Source organism: Streptococcus sp. HSISS2 (genome assembly GCF_000448665.1).
Lineage (GTDB): Bacteria > Bacillota > Bacilli > Lactobacillales > Streptococcaceae > Streptococcus > Streptococcus raffinosi.
This window is the reverse complement of sequence record NZ_CM002133.1, coordinates 1,313,472-1,315,442: the sequence shown is the minus strand read 5'-3', so window position 1 is coordinate 1,315,442 and position 1,971 is coordinate 1,313,472. Positions and strand designations below refer to the sequence as shown.

Sequence of the window (1,971 nt, the reverse complement as noted above, 5' to 3'; positions counted from 1 at the left end):
ATCCTTTAAGGATGGTGAGACTCTAAAGGACGTGACAGATGCTAAGGGTAAAAAGTCCAAAGACACCAGTGGAGAAGAGGTGAGGTCTAGTGACTAAGCCAGCGCTTATGGTTTTAAAAGGCATTACCAAGTCCTTCAAAAATGGACCTGAAACTCTGCAAGTCCTTAAAGGCATTGACTTATCAGTTGAGGAAGGGGACTTTGTGGCTATCATGGGTCCTTCTGGTTCAGGAAAGTCAACGCTTATGAATATTATTGGACTCCTTGATCGACCGACATCTGGTTCCTATCAACTCGAGGATGAGGATGTGGCTGAACTCTCGGAAAACTGCTTGGCTAAGGTGCGAAATAATCAGATTGGCTTTATCTTTCAACAGTTTTTTCTCCTACCAAAGCTAAGCGCCCAAAAGAATGTGGAGCTTCCCTTAATTTATGCTGGAAAATCTCCGAGTGAACGTAAGCAAAAAGCGCAACAATTTTTGGAAAAAGTCGGTTTGTCCGACCGTAGCCATCACCTACCATCGGAGTTATCTGGTGGACAAAAGCAGAGGGTGGCTATTGCGCGTGCACTGTCTAATAATCCAGCAATCATTTTAGCGGATGAACCAACGGGTGCCCTAGATACCAAGACGGGAATGCAGATTATGGAGCTTTTAACCCAGCTGAATCGTGAGGGGAAAACCATTATTATGGTTACCCACGAGCCAGAGATTGCAGACTATGCCCGACGTAAGATTGTCATCCGTGATGGGGAAATTACCCAGGATACGACGGATAGCGTTCGAATTGACTAGGAGGTAAGTATGGAAAATTGGAAATTTGCTCTTAGTTCTATTCGGTCACACAAGATGAGGTCCTTTTTGACCATGTTGGGTATTATCATTGGTGTTGCTGCTGTCGTGCTCATCATGGGGCTAGGAAACGGGATGCGTCAGAGTGTAACTGATAGCGTGACAGGTGATAAGGATACTGTCCAAGTCTACTATGAGGCTAAAGGGGAGGAACTAGACCCTGCCTATGCTGATTTGGCAAAGCCAACCAACCCAGTCAAAGAAGTTTGGTTGGAGCAGGTGGTGAGACAGACGCCAGGTGTGGATAGTTATTTTGTAACCAACAGCCTAACTTCCTCGATCTCTCTCCAAAAAAAGACTGTTAAGAATGTTAATATCACAGGTGCCAGTCAGGGCTACTTTAAAGCTAAAAAGTTAGAAATGTTGACAGGACGATCTCTGCAAGACAATGACTATAAAACCTTTTCACGCGTTGTTGTCATCGATCAGCTGGTGGCTAAAAAACTCTTTGAGACGAATGGGGATGCCCTTAACCAAGTGGTTACTATTGGGAACAATGATTATCGTGTGATTGGTGTTTATAAGAATAAAGACACAGCAATCGGTGCTTATGGTGAAATTGGAACAGCTCTTGTGGCCAATACCCAGTTAGCAGCTGAAAATAACACTGATGCTATTGGCCAGATTTTTTCCATGTGACCGATGTAAAAAATAGTAGTAGCGTTGCTAAGGATGCTGCTAAACGCTTGACCCAGTTGGCCCAAGATGACAATGGAGAATATAAGGCAGCAGATATGAGTTCGACCCTAGATCAGGTGAACACGATCTTTGGAACCATTACCACCGTTGTCGGAGCTATTGCTGGGATTTCATTATTAGTTGGCGGAATCGGTGTTATGAACATCATGTTGGTTTCGGTAACTGAGCGGATACGAGAGATTGGTCTTCGTAAGGCTTTAGGTGCTACACGTCGTAAAATCTTGACCCAGTTTTTGATTGAGTCGATGGTTCTAACCATTCTGGGAGGTTTGATTGGGCTAGGCTTTGCAGCCTTAGTCGTTGGACCAATTGGGAATGCCATGGACCTTAAAGCGACGGTTTCTCTTGGTGTAGCCATGGGAAGCATAGCCTTCTCAGCGGCTGTAGGGATTATCTTTGGTCTCCTACCGGCTAATAAGGC

At 44.7% G+C, this 1,971-nt stretch carries 1 protein-coding gene and 1 pseudogene; both read left to right on the top strand.

Annotation, left to right across the window (positions count from 1 at the left end; genetic code table 11):
* The first annotated feature begins 89 nt into the window (after positions 1-89).
* A complete protein-coding gene (locus HSISS2_RS05855) occupies positions 90-794 on the top strand; it encodes an ABC transporter ATP-binding protein (protein WP_042767035.1) in 705 nt (234 codons plus the stop codon).
* Positions 795-803: 9 nt separating this feature from the next.
* Positions 804-1,971, top strand: a pseudogene (locus tag HSISS2_RS05850) (ABC transporter permease); the annotation flags it as partial.